The organism is Tolypothrix sp. FACHB-123, assembly GCF_014697075.1.
GTDB lineage: Bacteria > Cyanobacteriota > Cyanobacteriia > Cyanobacteriales > Nostocaceae > Aulosira.
Genome location: NZ_JACJRE010000037.1, coordinates 22,754 through 45,826, shown reverse-complemented (window position 1 = coordinate 45,826; position 23,073 = coordinate 22,754). Strand labels below are relative to the sequence as shown.

The window sequence follows — 23,073 nt, the reverse complement described above, 5'->3', positions numbered from 1 at the left end:
GCGAGGGTTTTTCTACAACACGCGCCGTATATAGCTTTTAGCTTAAGTTGACACCAATGATCTGTGAACTCGCCCCTACTGAAGTAGACTCAAGATTTTGAGGATATTTAGTCATCTTGAGATGACTTTGACTATTAGCAAGGAACTTCAGTTCCTTGCGGTAAGCGGGTTTCACATTAAGTTGACGTTTGATATAGCTGTAGTCACATAAGTTAGAATATCTTCAAAGCGTGAATATTAACAATAGCAAGAGTTTTACCTTCTGCCATCTGCCTTCTGCTATAACTGCGCAACCGAACATAATATTATGCGGAAACATCCAAGATGATGCCATCTTTTGCACGCATATAAAGTACTGGTGTCGCAAAGTCGCGTTGATTTAATCCGACTTCTTGAGAGATAGCGTTGCGGGTTGTTTGAATAGCAGTGTCTACAGGATAGCCGAGAGCAAGGGTGCGGTAAAATTCATCAGCAAAAATCTTGGCGGTGGTGTCACGGATAGAATATTGCATCGCCACTACCGCAGGTATTCCCCGTTGTACGAGATTGGGTGCGATTCCGGTAAAGATTTGCTGCTCTGACACTTCTGCGCCTTGACAGCAATTGAGTACAGCTAACCCCAAGCTGCGGTAGCCTAAGAAGAAGTTGGCGAAACTTTCTTCATCCATCAATTTAGCTTGCTTATTGTCATCTTCTAGGGCAATGTAGCCTTTGTTGTCTTTAAAAACACTATGCCCGATGAAGTGGAATATATTATAGGGTTTTTCGCGCAGCTTTTGATTAATGTTGCGGGTGGTAGCTTCTTTGATAATATCTAATTCTATTTGACCTGCTTTTATGTGTTTTTCCAAAGCTGAGTTAATGAGTGTTGCTTCGCCAGTTGCGTCTAATGTAGCTAAGTCAGTAGGAGATGAAATGACGAGTAGCACTTTTAGGGGTAATTTAGCGGTTTTGATATCGCGTTTTTGCAGGGGAACATCAATATAGCGAGAAAGCACTGTTTGGATGTTGTTTCCTAAAAAGGTATTGCTTTCTGCGTCATAAAGGAATTCCCAGGGGAGTGCGGCTAATTGCGGAGATTGAAATATTAAGCGCAAACGAACGCTTTCTTTATTTGCTTCTGCCCCTGCTATTGTGGCATGGAAGCGAGCGTTAATTTGGTTGGGAAAAAGCGCTTGGTAAAGTTGGTTTCCTAATCTTTTGAGTAATTTATCGTTTGTTTTGTTCAACTCTATCAGTTCTAAGGCTAGTTCAATTTCGTTCATGTCTAAGCGTAATTCAGATGAAACATCACCTTGTTCTGAAGAGGCGCGAATTTGGTGATTTTTATCAACTAATATTTGAAAATCTTGGTATTGCATTGTTTTTGATTCTGTTTGAGTAGCATTTTCAATTGATGCAGAATGAAAAATTTCATGGTTATAAAATTTGTAACGCTCTTGAATATTGGAAATAATATTCTTTGCATTGTCTACCCCAGTTAATCGTAACTTCCACATTTCAGAAAGCATTTCAGAGCTACCGATTTCTCCTAATGCTCTTGCGGCACTGCTACGCACATTAGCATCTTGATCATTCAAAGCATGAATCAATGCAGCTAACGCCTGGCTATCTTTGATTTCTCCTAATGCTGATGCGGCATTTCTACGCACCGAATCATCTTGATCATTCAAAGCATGAATCAATGCAGCTAACGCCTGGCTATCTTTGATTTCTCCTAATGCTGATGCGGCATTTCTACGCACCGAATCATCTTGATCATTCAAAGCATGAATCAATGCAGCTAACGCCTGGCTATCTTTGATTTCTCCTAATGCTGATGCGGCATTTCTACGCACCGAATCATCTTGATCATTCAAAACATGAATCAATGCAGCTACCGCCTGGCTATCTTTGATTTTTCCTAATGCTGATGCGGCACTGCTACGCACATTAGCATCTTGATCATTCAAAGCATGAATCAATGCAGCTACCGCCTGGCTATCTTTGATTTTTCCTAATGCTGATGCGGCATTTCTACGCACCGAATCATCTTGATCATTCAAAGCATGAATCAATGCAGCTACCGCCTGGCTATCTTTAATTTCTCCTAATGCATATGCGGCATTTCTACGCACCGAATCATCTTGATCATTCAAAGCATGAATCAATGCAGTTAACGCCTGGCTATCTTTGATTTCTCCTAATGCTTGTGCGGCAGTTCTACGCACATCAGAATCTTGATGATTCAAAGCAGCAATCAATGCAGCTACCGCCTGGCTATCTTTGATTTTTCTTAATGCTTGTTCGGCAGTTATACGCACCCAATCATCAAGATGATTCAAAGCATGAATCAATGCAGCTACCGCCTGGCTATCTTTGATTTCTCCTAATGCTTGTGCGGCAGTTCTACGCACATCAGAATCTGGATCGTGCAAAGCATGAATCAATGCAGCTACCGCCTGGCTATCTTTGATTTTTCCTAATGCATATGCGGCAGAACTACGCACATCAGAATCTGGATCGTGCAAAGCATGAATCAATGCAGCTACCGCCTGGCTATCTTTGATTTCTCCTAATGCATATGCAGCATATCTACGCACATCAGAATCTTGATGATTTAAAGCATGAATCAATGGTGCTACTGCTTGGCTATCTTTGATTTTTCTTAATGCATATGTGGCAGTGCTACGCACCACAGAATCTTTATGTTGTAGTCGATTAGTTAAAAATGCAATTCCATGCCTAGAGCGTGTACTCTCTAAAAACTCTATCTTGAGCGATTCAGAAACTTCTAACTCTAGAATTAAATCAACAGTTTTTTTCTGAAACTCTGGCTTTACCTCTCCTGCTAACCTTGCCCCTAACTCCAAATCCACCTCTAGCGCTAACTTCACCACACCTACTGCTGACGCTTCTTTCTCCACTAAAGCCAACATCAACGCTAAAGGTTCTGTCCACTTTAAATAATTGAGATAATCCCGTTGCAACTTTTCATTACTAATATGGGGAAGCTTCTGAAGTAGGCATTCCGCAGCGTAGTATTCCTGAAGCAGCTGGTGGCGAAACTCTATTTTTTCATTGCTACTAATTTGAATTAAATGATGCTTGAGTAAATCTTTCAGCAATTTTTGGGCTTGAGTAGGCGGATTATTAACTTTCCCTTCCAGAAACTTCGTCAAAATTTCTTCCGCCTCAAGCCTATCAATGATGACTCGCAATTCTGTTGGCGATTCTCCTTGCATCATGGTGAAAGCCAATGCTTCCAATGACTGCTTCCACCAGCCGCGCAACTCTTCATCTACTGGAACATCATCTTTAATTTTGTCGCCATAAAATTGCGTAAACTGTCGAAACACCAAACCTAAATTCGGCGGTATATCGTTTGTTAGTTTAAATAACTCACACAGCATCCACAGCAGCAAAGGCGTTTCCCCAAAGGAACGCAATCTTTCACCTAAGCGCTGTAGCATTTCCTCACCTGTTTCCGGCAAATAGGCGCGGATAAACTGCTGCATCTGTTCTGCCGTTAGGGGTTGCATTTCCAGCTTTTGCTCAATTCCCAAATCGCCACCTACCCCCAAATCTCGCGTAGTGAAAATCATTGGCGTTTTGGGGTGATTTTCCCGAAAAGTTTTTAACTCTCGCCTTGCTTCTTCATTGGGTAACTCGTTTACCCCATCCACAAGCAGCAAAAATTGCCGGTTACGCAACAAGGTTTTTATTTCTACATCTATATATAATCCATGCCGATGCAAAAAATTTTGTATCAAATCCAGCACGGAAGTTGTGTATTGCCGCAACTCCACTAGCACGGGTATGCACCCCAAATCGCCTAGGGATTTTGCTTTTTCTGCTTCTTCCAACAATAGCCGCGCTAAGGCTGTTGATTTGCCTGAACCTGGTTTGCCTACAAGTAATACATGATTATCTGCATATTTACGTAACCCTTCCTGCACTGGTAAGCGTTCTGTTTTCTCCTGGGTGTCACCTCGGTTGTCTTGCTTTGGCGACACTGTTGCTACCATCAAGCCCTCAAACGGTGAGTTTTGTCTACGCCCTTCTACATCTGTAATGGTGTACTTTTCCCACCAATGTTGGTAAGTATGGCAGACTGATTCTAGATAATGTTGAAAATCAGCGTTCATGCAGGAAGTTGACCGAGCAAGGGCTAAAATTGTTGCTTAAGCTGTATGAATAATTAGTATAAGCTCAAATTCTAGGTTTACTTATTAATACAACGGGGCATTGGGCATTGGGCATGGGAAGAGAGATTTTATACAGCAGATTGCTAGTTGGTGAGGTAGAAGCGATCGCTAATTGTAGGGGCAATGGCACTGTTCACCTGTGTCAATTTAACGTGAAACCCGCTTGGCGACAATGTTCTGCCCTCACCCCCAGCCCCTCTCCCTCAGGGAGAGGGGTGCAAGAGATTTAATTCCCCTTCTCCTGGGGGAGAAGGGGTTAGGGGATGAGGGCGAGGGTTTTTGTACTACACGCGCCGTGTATAGCTTTTAGCTTGAGTTGACACCAATGAGCCAGAGATTACCCATAAACAAGAGAATTTTGAGTGCATCGCCTTACATTGTTAATGCATCGGCTGGCATTGTTAATGCATCGTTTGGCATTGTTAATGCATCGCTTGGCATTGTTAATGCATCGCTTGGCATTGTTAATGCATCGCTTGGCATTGTTAATGCATCGGCTGGCATTGTTAATGCATCGGCTGGCCTTGTTAATGCATCGGCTGGTATTGTTAATGCATGGCAGAAAAAAGCAGTTTACCGTTAATTTAGCCTTGGTTTATCCAAAAACATCGCCTTACTGCTATTTTTTGAGGCGTTAATGGGCATATTAAATACATACCATTACTACGTGTTTTCTATGGCTATCCAAAACACAAGACGCCGTTTAAGGCCTCAAGTTCTTAGTCAAGATCTAAACTCTTTGCGTGGATTGCAAACTGTTACTACCTATGATACAGTCCGTGCTGATGCTTCCATTGCAAATATCCAGAACGCTTATCAGGCAATGTTGGCGCAGCAACAAGCGGAAACTGAAAGATTAGCTCTATACCGTGCGGCTTCGGATGCTGCGAGATTAGCAGAATGGGAATTCCATAATGCAATATTAGCAATGAAAGAAGCTGTACGGGGGCAATATGGTTCAGATAGCGATCAAGCGCAAGCTGTAGGGTTGAAGAAAAAATCTGCTCGCAAACGTCCTAGCCGCAAAAAGTCGGTTTTGGTTACGAGTTGATAATACAACCCTTTTAATATTTTAGGTAAATGAGTACGCGCTTTGGGGCATGGCAGTGCCAGTGCCCCTACAATCAACGATAATTTGTATCTCACCAACTTGTAATCTGCTGTAATGTAGGGTGTGTTGTCGCGCAGCGCAACGCACCGAAGTATGATCAATAATTAAAGGTGCGTTAGCCTACGGCATAACACACCCTACAAATTATTACTTGTAATTGTTCTGATTTAATATCTTTGACAAAGAATTAAGCCAAACCATTGCTGAGGATCTGTCCAAGTTTTTAATGTCTTCATTCCTTGGACTTTTAGCTGCTGTTGCATATTTGCTAAATCAAATTTGCGAGAAATCTCTGTCAGGATGCTTTCGCCTGCTGCAAAACCAACATTTAAATTCAGGGTATCTAAGGTAACACTATGACTTTCTTGACAATGGAGATACATTTCAATTTGAGTATCTACCACATTGTAAATTGCTTGATGCTTAAATAAATTAAGGTCAAAATTACCTTGAAACCGCCAATTTAAATGAGATAGCATATTTAAATTAAAAGCTGCTGTTACTCCTTGACTGTCGTTATAAGCAGCTTCTAAAATGTCTTTGGGTTTTTGTAAATCAATCCCCAGTAAAAAGTAATCTCCTGGTTTTAAAGCCAGGGCAATTTGGCTCAAAAATTTCTCAGCTTCTTGTGGTGTAAAGTTTCCTAGAGAACTTCCGAGGAAAAAAATCATCCGCGATCGCAAGGAATTAGCTGCAAGATGAGCTAAAGCTTGTTCATAAGTTCCCAGCAATCCCTGAATGAAAAACTCAGGATATTTTGCTTGTAATTCCAGAACGCTGGTTTTAAGAATTCCACCGCTAATATCAATGGGGAGATATCGCCAATCATCTGCTATTTTTTGATAAGCATCCAACAACAGGCGCGTTTTTGTAGAACTCCCACTACCCAATTCTACTAGTTCACAATTGCCGATAATTTGGGCAATTTCGCCAGCATATTGGCTCAAAATTGCCGCTTCTGTGCGGGTAGGATAATATTCTGGTAACTGACAAATTTGCTCAAATAATTGAGAACCGCGATCGTCATAAAAATATTTCGGCGGTAAACTTTTGGGAGTCTTGCTTAATCCTTGGATGATATCTTCACCATCATTATTTAAATCCTGATAGTGATTATCCAGAATCAGTAACGGATCTATTACCATGTTCTCATCTCTGCTATTTTCTATGTGGTGCTATAAAATTTTGGGATGACTGGATTAAACAATGCTGAAAGCAAGATATGTAAATCCCATGAAAAAACTGAGAAATCTCAAGGGGAAAAATCTTGAGCAATTCTAAAACCAGCGTGTTGATAGAAGTAAGGGCGGAACCAGTTACGATAGGTTGGTAAGGCCATTGAACCATTCGTAGCCCAAGAACCACCAAGCAGGATTTGATGTTTGTGATCAAAAAATGGTGCTGCTTGATCTAAATAAAGAGAATGGGGTTGAAATCCTGGTAGGGGGTTGAAGGTATCGCCTAGCCATTCCCAAACATTTCCGCGTAAATCATCAAGACCAGTATGATTGTTAGTCGGTGCAAACATTCCTACTGGACTAGGGGAGATGTATTTTAAGTTAAGATTGTGTTCGGTTGAATTGCTGACACCGGAAACATCGCCTTGAGAATAAATTAAAGCTTGATTCCATTCCGCTTCACTCATCAAGCGAATATTTTCACCTTTCCAACGACAAAATGCGATCGCTTCGTAGTAGTTAACTTCTACAGGCCAATCTAGGGGTAAGTCGATTTCCTCAAATATAGTACGATAGCGATAGCCATCTGTGCTAGATATCCAGAATTTAGGATGTTGGACGTTGTAGAGTTGCTGCCAATTCCTAGATTCACTATCCCAATAGTCTGAATTTTCATACCCCCCATCTTGGACAAACTGGAGAAATTCGCTGTTAGTGATGAGATACTTACTAGCTAAAAATGCTTTCACTTCCACAGTGCGATCGCCATATTCGCTATCCCAACCGAAAGTTACATCATCTTGTGGTTTTCCTAACTTAACCACACCACCAGCAATCAAGCGCATTTCATTCTCTGGAATTTCGCCATTGCTGGGTGCGTAATCCCATTCTGAAGGACGTTTGAGACAATTAACCGGTAATTGACGCAACAACATCGAAGAAGTTTCAAAGTGAATTCGGCTATGTTCTATCCCCATTAACAACGCCCAAAAAGGATGCTGTTGATGAATTGGTAGATCTAATGGCGTATTGACAATTACATTGGCGATCGCTTCTTTAGCCTGTTCTCGATATTGCCAAACTTTTGCAACCTCAGGCCAGCTCATCTTTTGCATAACTGCATTTAATTCTGCTGGTGTTTCTGGATCGACTCCTACTTCAAATAAAGTTTCATAATGTGAATTAATCCGCTTCTTGATTAAGCCAACGCAGATTAATTTATTGATATAAAAAACAGGCGAGTGACCAAGATAAAAAATCAGACAATTTCTTAAAGGATCGGGATTGAGGTAAAAACTGTCTTCGCTAACCAAAGACTTCATTAATTTTTCCTCAAGTTCCCAAGCATTTTCAAAATACTTGAGCAGACTTTGGGAACTGCAATCATTGAGTGTTGGTACTCGATTGGATATCTGCTTCTTTATCGTAGGAACTCTACTCATGGTGTTTGGATAGAAAATTCACGGCTGAAATTGTACCAATTACAATGTTTTTCGGAAAAAACAGTGTTTTTGAGTAAATTTTTCTGATGTGGTTATGATCGGGCAATTTGTTACATTTGTAAACTATCTTTAAGCAGAAGAAATAGGGAAAGACAAATGATTTTTACCTAAGGGACTTCCAACTAAAAAAATATGCGATCGCTCTGTAGACAGGAGGCTCATTAGTGTCAACTTAACGCGAAAGCCGACTACCGCAAGGAACTGAAGTTCCTTGCTAATAGTCAAAGTCATCTCAAGATGACTAAATATTCTCAAAATCTTGAGTCTACTTCAGTAGGGGCGGGTTCACAGATCATTGGTGTCAACTTTAAGCTAAAAGCTATATACAGCGAGTGTTGTGCAAAAACCCTCGCCCTCATCCCCTAACCCCTTCTCCCTCAGGGAGAAGGGGAATTGAATCTCTTGCTCCCCTCTCCTGGTGGGAGAGGGGCTGGGGGTGAGGGCAAAACCTTGGCACAAAGCGAGTTTCACGTTAAGTTGACACCAATGGGCTAGGAAGCTTATACCAATATCGCTACAAATGTAGCGACTGTCGCATTCTTTTTTTAAATTGGTATTACTCTTGCGGTCAATCAATTAAAAAATTGTATTGACAGTTGATACCATGTTTGCTAAAATTCTACTCGATACAGAACAGCTATGCTAAACATGCTTATACCGAAACAATAAACCGCTTGCAGTTAAGCAAGCGGTTTTTATACTTTCGTAGCAACTCAATCTAATTAAACAAGCTTCAAGTCGGGATACTCAGCCAACAAATCATCAGAAGTGAGAGTATCACCTTCAGCTTGCGGAGTCCACAGGACTTCTAACGCTAGAATTTGCTCGCTAGGAATACCACCAATTTGACGCAAAGCTTGACGCAAATCATCACTACTGTTGATTTGTGGAATTGCATACTTGCCTAAAGTCGCTACCAGCAAGGTAACGATAATGTATTCACCAGGGCCAGAAGTAATGAGATCGGTAGGATTTTCTGGATTTACAGTACCAGGTAAAGCTTCTTTCGCCAGGGCGGCTTTAAGTTGGTTGTTAACGTTAGATAGGGTTTCTTCGCTAAATTTGCTGCGTTCCGCTAAAGAGAGACGGTTAAATTGAGCTTCGGCGGAATTTAATTTAGCTTGCTGTGTACCACCACCGACATATACCCAGTACTCTGGATGGCGCAGCAAAGCTAGACTGGTTTCTTGCAAAATTTCTGCTCTTCCCTGTGGTGAATTGGTGTCAGCAGTTTCCGCAATGCGATCGAGTTCGGGTTGTAAATCGCGTGCTTGAGCTAATAAACCCACTTGTAAACGAGTTACAGACACAGCGGGGTTGCTGCTATAGCCTGTTTCGCTCACAGTTTCACCGCCAGTAACACGGCGGAAGCTTTGGAATAAGAAATTAGCGATCGCAATAAAAATCAAGATGCTAAACAACCCGCCAAATCCGCCACCAATTCCCCAAAAAGGAATTAGAAAAGGAAATCCAAAACCACCGCCCCCAGGATAATATCCACCACCAGGAGGTGCGTAAGTGCGAGGTGTGTAAGTGCGGCTAGAAGGTACTCTAAAGGAACCGCCACCGATGCGTCCGCCGCTACGAGCAGCTAATGCTCCATCAGCGTGACCAAGTGCCAAAGTTAACACCAGGCTGAGGACAAAGAAAGTTTTTAACAGCGGTTTGATGGCTAGTTTTAGTTTTTTATGCATAATACAGTTGCTTGAAAAACGGTATTGGTGATGATTTCTCCCAACGCTGTGCTTGAGAGTTATGCTTGGTCACTAACGCCAGCCCGTAGCAAGCAAGCGAATTTTTGATTAGCAGTAGCTCTGTGTGACTACTATCGGAGTCGGCTACATATTCAATGTACCGCTTCTGATTTGGTCTAGACAGCACGCTTAGGGGGGATTTCTTGAGTAGATAACCGTACCTGAAATCTTTTAGCGATCGCCAGAATTTTGGGATCAATTAATGATTCAGTTGACGGTTGACTGTTGACGGTTGTACGGGCGGGTTCACAGATATCCTCGTGGATCAACAATGATCTAAATAAATCCGCCCCTACAGACGGTTAACCAATGCCCAATACCCAATGCCCAATACCCCATTTTGGCATTTTGGCATTATTTTAAGTTTTTTCAGGATAGGCTATTGATAGAAACCCAATTTAGCAATGACCACAGTCGTCTATGAACAATTGATTTAGCTGGCAGTACTAGATTTTCATGCTTGTTAATCAGGTAGACAAATTTTATGTGGTGAGAAATTGCCCAAAAACATAAATTAACAATATTTAAAACAAAATTTTGCCAAATACTGTTTTCAAATCTGGCTGAAATTTTTATACTCCAATCGCTAAGACAAGGATTGTGAATTATGGTGCTAAAGCCTATGTATTACAAAATGATATTTTTCGGTATAAATCTTATTGATAAGCCTGAGATAAATACGGATACTTAAACTTAAGGATAAAAACAATCTGTAAATTCCAGGATTCTACAGGCTAGTTGTTGGCGCGGATGACAAAACAGTAGAAAATTATATACAGTTTTGATCGCTCCCCAATGGAAATTACAGCAAGAAATTTTTGGTCAAAATTCAGTGTAAGTATCTCTCTGTGGCGGATGCCCAGGCTACTGGTGACTACCCAGAGGGGTAGCCTGCTAGGCAATTACGCCCAATAGCGAAGTTACTGCTTTTCTCGGAAAAATTGTGGAGAGTAACATATGGTTAAATTCCAGAAATTATCAAAAAAGGCAGAGGGTAGAAGGCACAGAGAAGTCCAAGCGGAGGCTTCCTCTGATCGGAACTTCAAAGAGGTAGAAGGGAATACTGTTTCCTGACGGCAGTTGCTTTATCAATTTTTTTCTATTCTTACTTCACTAACAATTCCAGAACAGCAGAAAATTGGCGTTTCTTGCTTCACCAAAATTAATCCTATAAAGAATTAATAATTCTTAGCACTATAGTTAGAAAATATATTATGGAACATATTTCGCAACTTGGGGCAAATGTTAGAGATAAAACTGCGTTGCCTGACATTTTAGTAATATCTCGTAGTTTCCTACCAAAAGAGGCTGTAATTAGCGAATATATTTATAGTCGCTGCATTCAAGACCCAGAACGGGTAATTGTTCTAGCTGCTAGTTGCTCAGGCGATCGCGTATTTGACCAAGCACAAAAATTTCCGGTATATCGTTGGCCAAGTCCAAAAAATTGGAGTTTTTTACATCCTTTCTTCAACCTCATCTATTCATTTGTATTAGCGATAAAGCTATATTTTCGCTATCATTACCGCTACATTGAATGGGGTCACGGCTACGAATTTCCATCAGTTTTACTTTTAAGCTATTTCCTACCTATTCGCTTTTTTATCTATCTTCACGGTAATGATATTCTGTGTGGGTTACGTAATCCTTTATGGCGATCGCTATTTAAATTGACACTGAAACGGGCTGAAGGTATTGTTTGCAACAGCTCTTTTACCAAGGATTACTTAAATAATCGATTGCGATTAAAGACTCCTACCCACGTTATTAACCCCAGCATCAGACCAGAAAAATTTAGTCAACTCACTAATCCAGATAACTTGAGTGAGTTAGGCGCAGATGTGCGGCAAATGTATAACATCCCAGAGACAGCAATAGTTATTCTGTCGGTGGGACAGCTTGTCAAGCATAAAAGCTTTAACCGCGTGATTGATAACTTACCCCTACTGTTAACTATTGGGGTGGATGTACATTATATAATCTGCGGTCAAGGCCCTTGTGAATCGGAACTGAAATCTCTCGCCCAGCGCTTACGAGTAGACCAAAGAGTACATTTTGCACCAAATGTGAGCGATCGCGAATTAGTCGGTTATTATGCTGCCTGCGACATATTTGCTATGCTGAATTTATTGGATGCTCCAGCTAGGAATATAGAAGGTTTTGGCATTGTTTACCTAGAGGCGAGTTACTTTGGCAAACCTGTAATCGCCTCCCGTTTAGGTAGCGTTATCGATGCAATTCAGCATGAAGAAAATGGTATCCTTGTTAACCCGAAATCTGGCTATGAAGTTTTTCAGGCCTTCACTCGTTTGTGTCAAGACCGAGCGCTACGGGAAAAACTCGGTCGAAAAGGTAAAGAACTAGCCCAACGTAAAACCTTTCACCGTTCGTTATATCGGTTGGAATGATTGACTTTTTACCCCCCACCGACAATGGTGACAACTTCTAAGCGATCGCCTTGTTGTACTTTTGTTTGAGTCCAAAACTGGCGATGTAAAATCTCACCGTTATACTCTACTGCTACTAAACGCGGATTAAAGCCTAGTTGTTGCAGGAGTTCGGGTAACGGCGTTTGGGATGAACATCTGTGATTCTCCCCATTTACTTGCAGTGTAATTTCATTAGACATCAGCTTTCACAAGTTGATTAAATAGCAATTAAGAAAGTTGAGAAAATTCTGAGTAGCAAAGGCTACTACTCAGAAATTTTGAATTTTGAATTTTGAATTTTTCACCGCTCTGGCTGGATACGATGCAATTGGGAAAGCAAATATTGTGTTACTAAAGTTGGTTGTTCTGCTTGCATGAGCGATCGCACTACAGCTACCCGTTCTGCACCTGCATCAATTACGTCATTGATATTATTTGCGTCTATTCCCCCAATTGCAAACCAAGGAATAGAACAATTTTTGGCAGCATAACTGACATATTCTAAGCCCGCAGCTGGTTTACCTGCTTTTGTTGGTGTTTCATACACTGGCCCCACACCAATATAATCAGCACCTTCAGCTATTGCCCCTTGCATTTCTTCAAAATTTGTGGTAGAACGACCTATGATCCTTTGAGAACCGAGTAATTGTCTGGCAGTATCAATGGGCATATCTTGCTGTCCTAGATGCACCCCATCTGCATCTACGGCCAAAGCCAAATCTACACGGTCATTGATAATAAATAGCGCACCGTAGAGATGACATAGCTGTCGGAGTTTTTTAGCTTGTTCGAGACGAATAGTATCATCAGCAGTTTTGTCACGGTATTGTAACAAAGTCAAGCCACCTTTGAGAGCAGCTTCCACTGTTGTCAATAAATTTTCTGCCGGTGAGGTAACCAAATACAGACGCGATCGCCACAGCAGTTGATGGCGTTGATGACCTAATAAATTACTTTCTAGGGTATACATTTGATACCGCATCTGCTTAAAGGTTTTACCCATTTGCGAATGATGCAGCTTACCGTATTCCTCCAGCACCCGCATTGCTTCTTGCACGCGACAAAAGTTAGCTTGCAATAAAGCTTTGATACTAGTACGTTGTTCCTCTTGGGGATGGCTTAACTCGGTTCCCGTGTCACCTGGGGTATCGCGCGCCGCCCGGAGTTCCGCCGTATGCCAATGGGCAATCTCTTGCCGCAGACGCTTGCATTCACCAGTAAACTGAGAATTGTTTAACCCAAAGCGACACCATTCTTCAATAATTCGCAAACCCTCACGAGCGCGATCTAAATTAGCATCTAAAATGCGGTAAACAACTTGCTGCGTCTGCTGTGTTTGGCTGTATGGCTCGACCATTTCAACAACCCCATTTCTGCTGTCATCAAAAGATGGAAAATCAACTATTCTAGTAACTGTCATTTATTAAATTGGTATTTTTACTAGAAATTTACTATGCACTCAAAAACATAAGAGTAGCAAGGATTCTATCAAATTAGCAGATATACGTGTCCGTTCAGATAAAAGTAGTTTAAGATTACAGCCCATTGAACGAAGGCAGTCTCGTTGACAATTTTTTTCATTGACAAAGCACAGATGAAGCGGAGACTCTCATCTTGCACCAAAGTATTTATACTGAGTTAATTAATTTTCAATAAACATTCTAATTTGTCAATAAAACGAAAAACTACGTTTATTACCCTGCGTAGACAGACTTCGTTTGTATAGCTCCACCTTTATAGGGTGTAGGTGCAAGATATCTTTCTCGTCAAAATAGTTAAGTTGTCAATGAAACTGGTACAATCACCATATTCTCGATAGGAATATGTAGTTTTCCTCTTGCTTTTGATCGGGAATACCTGCGATTATCTTATATATCATCGCGTATACGGTATTTCTATAGAATAACCGTAGATATTAATTATAGAGGAGGATCGGTAATGAATCTGTGGACACGCCAGCTAAAGCGATCGCAACTAAAAATTGGGCGAATCATCACCCGGTTGCGGTTAAATTCCCTCAAAGGCTTTGTATCCATGTTTTTGGTAGGGACATTCCTGAGTGTAGCCCTTGCTGCTTGTGCTGGTGGAAATGGTGGTAATTCTGCCAGTGAAAACCCAGCAGCTAGCCCTGTTGCTGCTAAAAAACAAAATCTTGAGGTAACTTTGGTTTCCTTTGCTGTTACCAAAGCAGCTCACGAAGCTATTATTCCTAAATTTGTCGAAAAATGGAAGCAAGAACATAATCAAACTGTTAGCTTCAAACAAAGCTATGGGGGTTCTGGTTCGCAAACTCGTGCAGTGATTGATGGCTTACCAGCAGACATTGTTCATTTAGCGCTGGCTGGAGATACAGAGAAAATTCAAAAAGCCGGACTAATTGAGCCGGGATGGGAAAAAGAAGCGCCCAATAATGCCATTGTCTCTAAATCGGTAGCTGCATTAGTAACTCGTCCAGATAATCCTAAAGGTATTAAAACTTGGGCTGATTTAGCAAAAGATGATGTCAAACTAATTACCGCAGATCCAAAAACTTCAGGGGTAGCGCGTTGGAATTTCTTGGCTCTGTGGAATTCTGTGATTAAAACTGGTGGTGATGACGCTAAAGCACTTGATTATGTGACGAAAGTTTATAATAATGTGCCCATTCTAGCTAGAGATGCTCGTGAAGCTACTGATGCTTTCTTTAAACAAGGTCAAGGTGATGTCTTAATAAATTACGAAAACGAAATTATTTTAGCATCACAAAAGGGTGAGAAAGTCACCGCCATAATTCCTGATGTGAATATTTCTATTGATAATCCCATCGCTGTAGTTGATAAAAACGTTGATAAAAACGGTACTCGTGAAGTTGCAGAAGCTTTTGTGAAATATCTGTATACTCCCGAAGCACAACAAGAGTTTGCCAAATTAGGATTCCGTCCTGTAGATGAGACAGTAGCCAAGACTAAAGAAATTGCCGATAAATTCCCTAAAGTGAAAACCTTAGGTACAGTCCAAGACTTTGGCGGTTGGGGAGAAATTGATAAGAAATTTTTCGCTGATGGTGGGATTTTCGATAAGATTCAAGCCGCGAAGAAATAGATAATTAGTCAATGGTCAATGGTCAATGGTTGACTGTTGACTGTTGACTGTTGACTGTTGACCGTTGACTTTTGACTTTTGACTCTTGACTATGACTTTATCTCCTTCTGTAGAAGCTGACAGTAAAACTCCCGTTTGGAAGGGATTGCTGGAAAAATTGCGTCGGATTCCCTGGACTTGGCGCATTACTTTGGTATATCTCACCGTAATGTTATTCATCCCCATCACGGCGATGTTTCTCAAAGCGAGTACGGAACCGCCAGCGAAATTTTGGGCGATCGCTACTAGTGAGATTGCTTTAGCAACATATAATGTCACATTCGTTACTTCACTATCTGCTGCTTTGCTCAATGGGGTATTTGGTACGCTGATTGCTTGGGTATTGGTACGCTACGATTTCCCCTTCAAGCGGATTATTGATGCCACAGTAGATTTACCATTTGCTTTACCTACATCGGTAGCAGGTTTAACGCTGGCAACAGTGTACAGTAATAATGGCTGGATTGGTTCACTATTAGCACCCTTGGGAATTAAGGTATCTTTCACTCGTTTGGGTGTTTGGGTAGCGATGATTTTCATTTCCCTTCCGTTTGTCGTGCGGACAGTGCAACCGGTACTGCAAGAAATGGAACAGGAAACAGAAGAAGCAGCTTGGTCTTTAGGCGCTTCTCAATGGCAGACTTTTTGGAAAGTGATTTTACCGCCTTTATTCCCGACAATTCTCACTGGTGTAGCTTTGGGTTTTTCTCGTGCAGTTGGGGAATATGGCTCTACCGTCATTATCTCGTCTAATACACCTTTCCAAGATTTAATTGCACCTGTATTAATTTTTCAACGCCTAGAACAATATGACTACTCTGGTGCAACTGTAATTGGCGTAGTGTTATTAGCAATTTCCTTAGTACTACTTCTAGCAATTAATTTCTTACAAGCCTGGTCAAGAAGATATGACAGTAAATGAGCCAAAGTTTCACTCATCTAAGTCAGAGAAACCTACAATCAAGCCGAAACAGACTAATAGTTGGGTACCAGCACTGTTAATTGGGATTGCGATCGCTTATTTAGCTTTGGTTCAATATATTCCAGCAATCAATGTATTTGTCCAAGCTTTCGCTAAAGGGGTAGGCCCCTTCTTCGCCAACCTAGCCAAACCAGCGTTTCTCCATGCAGCTTGGCTGACATTATTACTAGCACTGATATCTGTCCCCATCAATGCAGTTTTTGGACTTTGTGCAGCTTGGGCGATCGCGCGTCATAATTTCCCAGGTAAAGCTATAGTCTTAAGTATTATTGACCTCCCCTTCTCCATCTCCCCAGTAGTCGCAGGATTAATGATTGTCCTCCTCTATGGGCGAAATGGCTGGTTTGGGCCTTGGCTACAAGCAAATGATATCCAGATTATTTTCGCCTTTCCGGGAATGGTACTGGCTACAGCCTTCATTAGTATGCCCTTTGTCGCCAGAGAAGTAATACCCGTCTTAGAAGAATTTGGCAAGGATCAAGAAGAAGCCGCCAGAACACTCGGCGCAAATGAATGGCAAACCTTTTGGCGCGTCACCCTACCCAGTATTCGCTGGGGTTTACTCTACGGCTTAATTTTAACCAACGCCAGAGCAATGGGTGAATTTGGTGCAGTTTCCGTTGTATCTGGCAATATTGCCGATAAAACCCAGAGTTTACCACTGTTTGTGGAAGATGCTTACAAACAGTATGAAACTGAAGCTGCCTTTTCTGCTGCTGTATTGTTAGCGCTGCTAGCAGTCGTCACCTTGGTATTGAAAGAAATTTTAGAACGCAAAACCCGCATTAAAGATGTGGAGTGAGTTGGTTGGAATTGGGGTTGAAGAAAGAGAAGGGAAGGAGGACAAAAAAGCAGAGGAACCAGCGCCTCGGCTGTGCGAAAGTTGAATCTCGACTTCCCTCGATTACCGCGTAGTCGAAACTCGGCGACTAAAAGCAGGGGAGCCAGTGCATTGCGCGGGTTCCCCGCTTACTGCTCACTATTCACCCAATGCCCAATGCCCAATGCCCCATGCCCAAGAATTAATTCATGACATAAAAACAAAGAATTTCTGTAACTTCGCCTTTTGTAATTGTAAAATTTAAACCTGCGGGGCTGGGGGTTTCTATTGGGTAACTTAAACGAGTAATATCTCCTTCTGGGGAAGCATCTATGTTTCCATAGGTTTTAATTACTTGTGATTGTTTGTCGCCTACTTTAACGCCATCTATAGTGGCATATTTAGCACTGGTGGCTTTGATTTGGTAAACAGTAAATTGATTTTCTGGGGAATTTTCAGCTAAATCGACTGAAATACCTGGATATTCTAGAGTACGTACTTTACCAATCGCAGGCATAAATTCATTTTTTACTTTTACAGGGTTACCTAAAATTTTTATTACTTCTACTTCAGACATATCAAGTTTTATGCCACCTATTCCCAAGCGTTCGATAGTTATTGCTGGTGGCTGATTATTATTTGGAGAAGTCTGAGAATTGCCAGAATTATTAGCATCTACAGCATCTACATTATTTGTTGCTGTTGACTGATTATTATTTGGGGAAATTTGAGAATTGGCAGGATTGTTAGCATCTACATTGTTAGAAGTGACAGGAGATTGGGTACAGCCGCTTAAGGGGATAATCAAAGTAGCGATCGCTAAGGAAATGGCTTTTAACATAATTCAAAATATCCGGTAAATATAAGTTTTGTCATGATTAACCTATAACGTTTTACTCATTTTAGAGACTGGAACAATTATCCCTTTACTTAAGTAATGGGATGCTCTGGCGATCAGACTAAAACCAAGTCGTGAATAAAATCCTTCAGCATAAAGGCTCGCGGTCGTCATCACTCGATCGATACCTTGTTCCATTGCTTGCTCGCAAAAATGCTGGACTAAAATTCGCCCGATTCCTCTTCCTTGGTATTTGGGATGCACATATAAAGCTATCAGTTCATCAGCAATATAACTAGCAAAGCCCGTAACTACATCATCAACAACTGCAACCCGGAAATTGTCTGCTTGAATAATCTTAAAGAGATTAGCATCATCAGGGCGATCGCGGTAGTTGCGCCAAGCTAACAGTTCTTTTTGCGAATAGTAAGTTGCTGGTAGGGCTTTAATTGCAGCAATATGAATTGCACTCAGATCCCTTGCATCTGTTGGTTGTGCAGGTCTAAGATATATTTCGTTAGCCTTCATATTTTTATGGCTGGCATCGAGATTATATGCCTTTTTGACTGGATTTTAACAAAGGTATCAAGTTGTTTATAAGTTATTTAACTGGCGATCGCAATATGTAAAAAAGCTCACTTGTGCAAGACCAGAACGTCGGCTTGTTCCAGAAGCCAGGGTTCTGCACTCCGGTATTTTTACTGGCAATATTTTTTATTTACTCTGGACTCAATACTCAAATTTGGTTAGTAAATACACTTACCTTATGGAGAATTAGCTGTTAATTGTGGCGATCGCAATTTTTGTTAAAGTAATTGCATGTATGTTAACTGCACAATTCGCCGACAAAAATGGGCGCTCTTCAGCAATGATTACTACCCCGATTAATCCCTGTGGTGTAATAAGTTAACTATCCTCAAAATAGGTTTATAGCCAGGAGTAATTACCCCGACTTTATTTACTATCATGTTTATTAGGGCAATCGCCACAACATTGATGGCATCGCCACGATTTCCCTTTTTATTGCTAGGTACAAGTTACAAAAAATCTCCTGCGTAGATACAAGATTGCTGTCTGGGATTAGCATTGCTAAACTGCACAATCCTGGGTTAATAATTACGAATTATAAATTACGAATTATAAACGTTCAATTATTGCTGAAGTATTAAATTTAACACCCTTAATTGATAGTTATTTATTCAGTATTGTAACAACAATTAACATCTTAACCTGGCACGATTGGACTTGAGATGTGTATAAAAAGGTTGACATTTTCTAGTGATTTAAAGAATCATCTTAGGGAAACCGGATAGTCATTGTCGAGGAAACTATGCACACAGTAATACTCGTTTTGTTTGAGGTGCTGATTGTTATTGGACTGTCACGGTTAGTAGGACTGGCATTTAAGTCAGTTAAGCAACCGCTGGTAATTGGTGAGATTGTCGCCGGGATTATGCTTGGCCCTTCTCTATTTGGTCTAATTGCACCATCAGTAGCAGCTAACGTATTTCCACCTGAGACAATTCCTTTTTTAAATGTTTTGTCACAAGTGGGACTGATATTTTTCATGTTTCTCATTGGGTTAGAACTTAATCCCAAATACCTCAGCGGTCAGTTAGAAACAGCAATTTTGACTTCTCATGTGAGTATTTTAGTACCATTTTCTTTAGGCACCATACTATCAGTATTGCTTTATCCTCTGGTTTCCAATGCGAGTGTTTCCTTTACCGCCTTTGCCTTATTTTTGGGTGCGGCGATGTCAATTACAGCTTTTCCTGTATTAGCTAGGATTATTACCGAGAACAATTTGCAAGGTACCCGCTTAGGCACATTAGCCTTAACTTGCGCCGCTGTGGATGATGTGACGGCTTGGTGCTTGTTAGCAGTAGCGATCGCCGTCGCCAGAGAAGGTAGCATTGTAAGTGCATTCCCCACAATTATTGAAAGCATACTCTACATCGCTTTCATGGTCACAGTTGGGCGTTGGTTTTTGCAACGTCTCGCTACCTACTACCAGCGCACAGGACGCTTAAGCCAATTGGTAGTAGCCTTAATTTATATGGCTGTTGTTGCATCGGCTTTGATTACCGAGTTAATTGGCATTCACTTAATTTTTGGAGCCTTTTTACTCGGTGCAGCTATGCCCAAAAATGCAGATTTAGTCAGGGAATTAGCGGAAAAAACCGAAGATTTTGTCTTAGTATTTTTGCTCCCGGTGTTCTTTGCTTTTAGCGGCTTGCGGACGCAAATCGGCTTACTCAATCGTCCAGAATTGTGGTTAATGTGTGCATTAGTTTTAGGAGTAGCGATCGCAGGCAAGTATATTGGTACTTATGTTGCGGCGCGTGTTAGTGGAATTAATCAGCGAGAAGCCTCGGCTTTGGGCTGGTTAATGAATACTCGCGGCTTGACTGAGTTAATCGTACTCAACATTGGTTTAGATTTAGGCGTCATTTCCCCCGTACTCTTTACCATGTTGGTGATTATGGCATTAGTCACCACATTTATGACCTCACCATTACTGGAATGGACATATCCGAAACAGCTGATCCGCTTAGATCGCTTAGAACCAGAATTAACAGCAAATCAAGGGGAAACTACTGTTGTTAATAACGATTACCGCATTTTAGTGCCAGTAGCTAATCCTAGCACCCAAAAAGGCTTAGTGCAGTTAGCGGTGGCGATTGCTCTCAACCATCATCAAGCGGCTGTCGTTCATCCCCTCAGTCTCATTGAATTTGAAGAAGACTATGCCTTTGAGAATACACCTGTTGAGGCTAACCGTTTAATTGAACAACGCCAGCAGCAGCTAGAAGATTTAATCAATACACTAGAACCGCCAACAATTCGTTCTTCTGTCCAACCAATCGTTCGCTTATCGAGTAACGTTGCCAGAGAAACCGCAGAAATTGCTAGAATTGAGCAACCTAACTTGATTTTAGTAGGTTGGCACCGTCCTGCTTTTAGTAATAATCGCCTAGGTGGTAGAGTTGGTCAAATTCTCACCTCAGCACCCGTAGATGTAGCAGTTTTTATTGACCGAGGTGGAGAGCGGTTAGAAAGCTTGTTAGTGCCCTACTCGGCAAATATTCATGATGATTTAGCCCTGATACTAGCCTTGAGATTATTGATCAATCGTGACACTTGTATGTTACAAATTTTACAGTTAGTGTCAGAAAATCAAACCAACGATGAATTAAGTTATGAACTGCACATGATGATGGAGCGCTTACCCAATAGTGTACGCGATCGCATTGAAATCAAACCGATAAAAGCCCAAGAGCCAATTCAAGCCGTGATCACAGCTTCCGAAGTCGTAGATTTGACAATTGCTGGTACTAGCCGCGCTTGGGGTATCGAACGCCAAACCCTAGGAAGATATACAGATCAGCTAGCAATTCAATGTCGTTCTTCTTTGCTGATTACCCGGCGCTATAGTCAAGTCACCTCTCATTTATCATCGATGCTATCGGAAGTCAGCACTCAAGAATCGATTGCTAGGAGTTGAAATCATGAATCATTTCAATTTAAAATCCTTAACCTTTTATGGAGTTGCGATCGGTTCAGTTCTCCTATTATTTAAAACTGTCAGCGTCTATGGAGAAACTAATTTAAAAGCACCCCCAGCCATGAGCGATCGCTATCGGCTGGTTTTAGCAGAAGATATACCAAACTGCATGAAACCAGAAGCATTAATCCTCAACATTCAGCAATCAGGTATTTACTTAAATGCCTCTTTTTACCCAGCATATCTTGATGCTGAATCCGCCAATATGCAGACAAGCAATAATTCTCTTTCTGGAATCTTCAGCAATCCACAGTTGAGTTTATCTGGCAAACTTGACAGAGCCATTCTCTGCAATCCTACTGCTCAAGAAAATACACGCATTCATTCAGCTAAAATGCAAATGCAATTGAGCAATCAAGGCAATTTAATTGGGCAATTATTCTTGAGTGGTAGCACGAGGAACTTTAAATTTACTGCTGTACCAATTCAAAAGCGAGTAAAATCTCAGCCCAAAAAAGGTCATTAAAGTACAAAAATGCCAGATAGCTCAAGAGATCAAAGATAAAAATTATGGAAAAAAGTTTAAAGACTAAACAATTTTGCCAACTTTGCACGCAGCTATTTGGTATTAGCTGGTTTGGCGTATATACAGTAGTTTCTCTGCAAGCTGGTAGCGCGATCGCTTTACCATTAACAAAGCAGCTACCAGCCCCTTATTCTCCAAATTTACCACCGCCAATTGGTGGCAGAAATCTTAACACACCCTTAGCCACACTTGATAATTGGCGCTTTTCTCCAGAGGCTCTACAATTAGAGTTTTCTCTTTCATCAAGTACCACACCTAATTATTTTTATCTCGCCCAACCTCCCCGAATTGTTGTAGATTTACCTAATACTAAATTGGGCTATGTTCCGACACAACAAAATTATTCGGGAGCTATCCAAAGAGTCCGTGTTTCTCAATTAAACGCAGCTGTAACCAGAATTGTTTTAGATTTAGCACCAGGAACTTATGTAGATCCAAATCAGGTAAAATTGCAACCTGCATCTTTGAAAAATCCCACCCGTTGGGTGTTGCGAGGTTTCAATTCTGGTTACAGAAATCCTGTACAACCGAGAAACTATCCTCAACAACCTAATGCTTTACCGCCAATTCCATCTAACTATCCTCAACAGCCTAATAACCTACCTGTAATTCCCTATAACTATCCCCAACAAACTATTAGTCAACCAACAACTAATAATCAACAAGTACCCTTTTTGACATTACCGCCACCATCTAACGCTTTACCAGCAATACCTACTAACCAACAGCAACCACTTGTTGTGGTTCCACCGCTTACATCCCATAACCAATCTCAATTACCAAATCCTACACTTCCACCACCAATTGTGGTAAATCAACCTAGTAATTTTGGTAACCCTACACCAATTACTCAACCTAATTTTCCCGTTCCCACATTACCTCAATCTCCACCTAATTTTACCGAAGCACCAGTGATTGAATTTGGTCAACCTATTCCGAAAATGCGAAATTAAATGAGAAAAGACTGATGTTATTGGCTGACGTAGAAAATTTTAATTATCAGCGATCCCCTTGTTAACTGTTGATTGTTGACGGAGAAGAAGGATTTTCTCATGATT

At 41.1% G+C, this 23,073-nt stretch carries 19 protein-coding genes; 10 read left to right on the top strand and 9 right to left on the bottom strand.

The annotated features are described in order from the left end of the window. Positions 1–305 precede the first annotated feature (305 nt). A complete protein-coding gene (locus H6G41_RS22300; RefSeq protein WP_190748719.1) occupies positions 306–4,127 on the bottom strand; it encodes a HEAT repeat domain-containing protein in 3,822 nt (1,273 codons plus the stop codon). 113 nt (positions 4,128–4,240) lie between these two features. On the opposite strand from H6G41_RS22300, the gene H6G41_RS22295 reads away from it, so the two are divergent. The 3 genes from H6G41_RS22295 (at position 4,241) to H6G41_RS22285 (ending at position 5,238) form a co-directional block, all read left to right on the top strand. Further along, a complete protein-coding gene (locus H6G41_RS22295) occupies positions 4,241–4,417 on the top strand; it encodes a hypothetical protein (protein WP_190748717.1) in 177 nt (58 codons plus the stop codon). 95 nt (positions 4,418–4,512) lie between these two features. Continuing rightward, a complete protein-coding gene (locus H6G41_RS22290) occupies positions 4,513–4,770 on the top strand; it encodes a hypothetical protein (protein ID WP_190748715.1) in 258 nt (85 codons plus the stop codon). A gap of 93 nt (positions 4,771–4,863) precedes the next feature. Further along, entirely contained in the window at positions 4,864–5,238 is a 375-nt protein-coding gene (locus tag H6G41_RS22285; RefSeq protein WP_190748713.1) for a hypothetical protein, read from the top strand. A gap of 227 nt (positions 5,239–5,465) precedes the next feature. Here the strand turns inward: H6G41_RS22285 and egtD are convergent, their stop codons facing one another. From egtD to H6G41_RS22265, 4 genes are all read right to left on the bottom strand, one after another. Continuing rightward, the gene (gene egtD / locus H6G41_RS22280; protein ID WP_190748711.1) at positions 5,466–6,443 is read right to left on the bottom strand and encodes an L-histidine N(alpha)-methyltransferase; all 978 of its coding nucleotides are present in this window, start codon (positions 6,441–6,443) and stop codon (positions 5,466–5,468) included. A 107-nt stretch (positions 6,444–6,550) separates the two neighbouring features. After that, positions 6,551–7,918 carry a 5-histidylcysteine sulfoxide synthase gene (ovoA, locus tag H6G41_RS22275; protein ID WP_190748709.1) on the bottom strand — a complete coding sequence of 456 codons (1,368 nt, stop codon included), beginning with the start codon at positions 7,916–7,918 and terminating at the stop codon, positions 6,551–6,553. 782 nt (positions 7,919–8,700) lie between these two features. Then, positions 8,701–9,672 (bottom strand): DUF1517 domain-containing protein, encoded by a 972-nt coding sequence (locus H6G41_RS22270; RefSeq protein ID WP_190748707.1) that lies wholly within the window; start codon positions 9,670–9,672, stop codon positions 8,701–8,703. A gap of 176 nt (positions 9,673–9,848) precedes the next feature. After that, complete coding sequence (locus tag H6G41_RS22265; RefSeq protein WP_190748705.1) at positions 9,849–10,004, bottom strand: hypothetical protein; 156 nt, start codon at positions 10,002–10,004, stop codon at positions 9,849–9,851. A 942-nt stretch (positions 10,005–10,946) separates the two neighbouring features. Between H6G41_RS22265 and H6G41_RS22260 the strand changes: the two genes are divergently transcribed. Then, positions 10,947–12,140: a glycosyltransferase family 4 protein gene (locus H6G41_RS22260; protein ID WP_190748703.1), complete on the top strand. Its 1,194-nt coding sequence runs from the start codon at positions 10,947–10,949 to the stop codon at positions 12,138–12,140. 8 nt (positions 12,141–12,148) lie between these two features. Here H6G41_RS22260 and thiS read toward each other — a convergent pair whose 3' ends face one another. Both thiS and H6G41_RS22250 read right to left on the bottom strand, forming a co-directional pair. After that, complete coding sequence (gene thiS / locus H6G41_RS22255) at positions 12,149–12,361, bottom strand: sulfur carrier protein ThiS (protein ID WP_190748701.1); 213 nt, start codon at positions 12,359–12,361, stop codon at positions 12,149–12,151. Positions 12,362–12,462: 101 nt separating this feature from the next. Further along, the gene (locus tag H6G41_RS22250; RefSeq protein ID WP_190748773.1) at positions 12,463–13,518 is read right to left on the bottom strand and encodes a thiamine phosphate synthase; all 1,056 of its coding nucleotides are present in this window, start codon (positions 13,516–13,518) and stop codon (positions 12,463–12,465) included. A gap of 581 nt (positions 13,519–14,099) precedes the next feature. Between H6G41_RS22250 and H6G41_RS22245 the strand changes: the two genes are divergently transcribed. The 3 genes from H6G41_RS22245 (at position 14,100) to cysW (ending at position 17,065) form a co-directional block, all read left to right on the top strand. After that, on the top strand, positions 14,100–15,242 hold the full coding sequence (locus H6G41_RS22245; protein WP_190748699.1) for a sulfate ABC transporter substrate-binding protein: 1,143 nt from the start codon (positions 14,100–14,102) through the stop codon (positions 15,240–15,242). Between the two features lie 91 nt (positions 15,243–15,333). Beyond that, positions 15,334–16,203: a sulfate ABC transporter permease subunit CysT gene (gene cysT / locus H6G41_RS22240; protein ID WP_190748697.1), complete on the top strand. Its 870-nt coding sequence runs from the start codon at positions 15,334–15,336 to the stop codon at positions 16,201–16,203. Continuing rightward, complete coding sequence (gene cysW / locus H6G41_RS22235) at positions 16,190–17,065, top strand: sulfate ABC transporter permease subunit CysW (RefSeq protein ID WP_190748695.1); 876 nt, start codon at positions 16,190–16,192, stop codon at positions 17,063–17,065. Before cysT ends, cysW begins: the two co-directional genes overlap by 14 nt. 220 nt (positions 17,066–17,285) lie before the next feature. Here the strand turns inward: cysW and H6G41_RS22230 are convergent, their stop codons facing one another. Next, the gene (locus H6G41_RS22230) at positions 17,286–17,924 is read right to left on the bottom strand and encodes a hypothetical protein (protein ID WP_190748693.1); all 639 of its coding nucleotides are present in this window, start codon (positions 17,922–17,924) and stop codon (positions 17,286–17,288) included. Positions 17,925–17,966: 42 nt separating this feature from the next. After that, positions 17,967–18,449: a GNAT family N-acetyltransferase gene (locus tag H6G41_RS22225; protein ID WP_190748691.1), complete on the bottom strand. Its 483-nt coding sequence runs from the start codon at positions 18,447–18,449 to the stop codon at positions 17,967–17,969. Positions 18,450–19,251: 802 nt separating this feature from the next. On the opposite strand from H6G41_RS22225, the gene H6G41_RS22220 reads away from it, so the two are divergent. The 3 genes from H6G41_RS22220 to H6G41_RS22210 are packed head-to-tail and all read left to right on the top strand — an operon-like array spanning position 19,252 to position 22,968. After that, the gene (locus H6G41_RS22220; protein ID WP_190748689.1) at positions 19,252–21,429 is read left to right on the top strand and encodes a cation:proton antiporter; all 2,178 of its coding nucleotides are present in this window, start codon (positions 19,252–19,254) and stop codon (positions 21,427–21,429) included. 4 nt (positions 21,430–21,433) lie between these two features. Then, positions 21,434–21,955 carry a hypothetical protein gene (locus H6G41_RS22215; RefSeq protein ID WP_190748687.1) on the top strand — a complete coding sequence of 174 codons (522 nt, stop codon included), beginning with the start codon at positions 21,434–21,436 and terminating at the stop codon, positions 21,953–21,955. Positions 21,956–21,999: 44 nt separating this feature from the next. Continuing rightward, positions 22,000–22,968, top strand: a complete 969-nt coding sequence (locus H6G41_RS22210; RefSeq protein WP_190748685.1) for an AMIN domain-containing protein — start codon at positions 22,000–22,002, stop codon at positions 22,966–22,968. The last annotated feature ends 105 nt before the right edge of the window (positions 22,969–23,073 follow it).

What these genes read in the sequence shown, in the direction of transcription:
- H6G41_RS22300 (WP_190748719.1), bottom strand. Translation starts at nt 4,127, where the DNA reads ATGAACGCTGATTTTCAACATTATCTAGAATCAGTCTGCCATACTTAC.
- H6G41_RS22295 (WP_190748717.1), top strand. Translation starts at nt 4,241, where the DNA reads ATGGGAAGAGAGATTTTATACAGCAGATTGCTAGTTGGTGAGGTAGAA.
- H6G41_RS22290 (WP_190748715.1), top strand. Translation starts at nt 4,513, where the DNA reads ATGAGCCAGAGATTACCCATAAACAAGAGAATTTTGAGTGCATCGCCT.
- H6G41_RS22285 (WP_190748713.1), top strand. Translation starts at nt 4,864, where the DNA reads ATGGCTATCCAAAACACAAGACGCCGTTTAAGGCCTCAAGTTCTTAGT.
- egtD (WP_190748711.1), bottom strand. Translation starts at nt 6,443, where the DNA reads ATGGTAATAGATCCGTTACTGATTCTGGATAATCACTATCAGGATTTA.
- ovoA (WP_190748709.1), bottom strand. Translation starts at nt 7,918, where the DNA reads ATGAGTAGAGTTCCTACGATAAAGAAGCAGATATCCAATCGAGTACCA.
- H6G41_RS22270 (WP_190748707.1), bottom strand. Translation starts at nt 9,672, where the DNA reads ATGCATAAAAAACTAAAACTAGCCATCAAACCGCTGTTAAAAACTTTC.
- H6G41_RS22260 (WP_190748703.1), top strand. Translation starts at nt 10,947, where the DNA reads ATGGAACATATTTCGCAACTTGGGGCAAATGTTAGAGATAAAACTGCG.
- thiS (WP_190748701.1), bottom strand. Translation starts at nt 12,361, where the DNA reads ATGTCTAATGAAATTACACTGCAAGTAAATGGGGAGAATCACAGATGT.
- H6G41_RS22250 (WP_190748773.1), bottom strand. Translation starts at nt 13,518, where the DNA reads ATGGTCGAGCCATACAGCCAAACACAGCAGACGCAGCAAGTTGTTTAC.
- H6G41_RS22245 (WP_190748699.1), top strand. Translation starts at nt 14,100, where the DNA reads ATGAATCTGTGGACACGCCAGCTAAAGCGATCGCAACTAAAAATTGGG.
- cysT (WP_190748697.1), top strand. Translation starts at nt 15,334, where the DNA reads ATGACTTTATCTCCTTCTGTAGAAGCTGACAGTAAAACTCCCGTTTGG.
- cysW (WP_190748695.1), top strand. Translation starts at nt 16,190, where the DNA reads ATGACAGTAAATGAGCCAAAGTTTCACTCATCTAAGTCAGAGAAACCT.
- H6G41_RS22230 (WP_190748693.1), bottom strand. Translation starts at nt 17,924, where the DNA reads ATGTTAAAAGCCATTTCCTTAGCGATCGCTACTTTGATTATCCCCTTA.
- H6G41_RS22225 (WP_190748691.1), bottom strand. Translation starts at nt 18,449, where the DNA reads ATGAAGGCTAACGAAATATATCTTAGACCTGCACAACCAACAGATGCA.
- H6G41_RS22220 (WP_190748689.1), top strand. Translation starts at nt 19,252, where the DNA reads ATGCACACAGTAATACTCGTTTTGTTTGAGGTGCTGATTGTTATTGGA.
- H6G41_RS22215 (WP_190748687.1), top strand. Translation starts at nt 21,434, where the DNA reads ATGAATCATTTCAATTTAAAATCCTTAACCTTTTATGGAGTTGCGATC.
- H6G41_RS22210 (WP_190748685.1), top strand. Translation starts at nt 22,000, where the DNA reads ATGGAAAAAAGTTTAAAGACTAAACAATTTTGCCAACTTTGCACGCAG.